Genomic DNA, 1,210 nt, shown 5'->3' with positions numbered 1-1,210 from the left:
AGGCTTGTATCTTTAAAAAGTAGGCAGAAATGCTTAATCTCAAGGGCACTTGGGATGGGAGAAGAGAGCTTGTATCCAGGCAAGGCAAAAAGCCTGAAACGTAGATTAGGCCTTTCTCCCCACTTATCAATCGACCGCACAGTATCTTAGGCCGCCCGTCAAAGTAAGCCTGTATTCGCAAGCTTGGTCAACGATAAATAACCCCAAGTATTTTTACAGCCGATTGGAGATTAGCATGAGCGCATATGAATTTGTAGGAGTGGATATTGCCAAAGATAAATTTGATAGTTCTCTATGTATTAACAATCGCCATAAACATGCTGTTTTCTCGAATACAAATCAGGGTCATAACGAGTTTTTAAAGTATCTAAATCAATCTGCAGTTTCTCCGTGGGTCTGTATGGAAGCAACGGGGCATTACAGTGAAGAGTTAGCTGATTTCTTAGTTAGGAAAGGGATTCGTGTGAGCGTCATTAACCCTTTTCAAATTAAGAGTTTTGCCAGAGCCTCTTTGGCACGTAATAAAAATGACAGGATTGACGCCAAGCTTATTGCTCAATTTAGTCAACGCATGGAGCCGCGACTGTATCAACCTACTCCAACAGAACAAAAGGAGATGAAAGAATTAACTAAAGTGCTTGATATGCTTAAAGCACAAGTAACCCAGTTAACCAATCAGTTACATAGTATTCGAGGTGCTACAGCCCAAAAATCCTTAAAGAAAATGATTCAGAAATTGGGGCAGGAAATAGAATGTATCCAGAAGAAAATCGATGAGCTGATTAACAATAACCAGCGCCTTAAAGAAAAATTAGACTTATTAATGTCCATTAAAGGCATTGGTAAACTCACCGCTTACTATATCCTCGCCCGTATGCCTGATATTCATTCCTTTCAAACTGCTAAACAGTTCGCTGCCTATATCGGCATTACTCCAAAACAACATCAATCAGGTTCTTTCACTGGTAAAACCACCATATCAAGACTCGGCGATAGTCGTTTAAGAAAAGCCCTCTATATGGCTGCTTTAGTCGCCAAGCGATATAACAAAGCTCTTCATTGCTTTGTCAATAGACTGCAGATAAAAGGTAAAACCCCAAAAACAATTATCTGTGCTGTTATGCGTAAACTAGCCCATATCATCTTTGGCGTTCTTAAAAATAACAAACCTTTTAATGAAAATTGGGCTTGCTTTTAAAGACAGTATCTA

1 protein-coding gene is annotated in these 1,210 nt (G+C 39.3%); it reads left to right on the top strand.

Features of this window, described 5'->3' with window-relative positions:
* The first annotated feature begins 235 nt into the window (after positions 1 to 235).
* Positions 236 to 1,198 carry an IS110 family transposase gene (locus ACN4Z1_RS15905; RefSeq protein WP_419388384.1) on the top strand — a complete coding sequence of 321 codons (963 nt, stop codon included), beginning with the start codon at positions 236 to 238 and terminating at the stop codon, positions 1,196 to 1,198.
* The last annotated feature ends 12 nt before the right edge of the window (positions 1,199 to 1,210 follow it).

This window comes from Legionella sp. ST3F1, from assembly GCF_048553315.1.
GTDB lineage: Bacteria > Pseudomonadota > Gammaproteobacteria > Legionellales > Legionellaceae > Tatlockia > Tatlockia donaldsonii.
Note: the sequence above shows the minus strand (reverse complement) of the source record. Positions and strands in the feature narration are given on the sequence as shown.

Excerpts from the sequence above, each read along its gene's own strand:
- ACN4Z1_RS15905 (WP_419388384.1), top strand. The coding sequence starts at position 236 with ATGAGCGCATATGAATTTGTAGGAGTGGATATTGCCAAAGATAAATTT.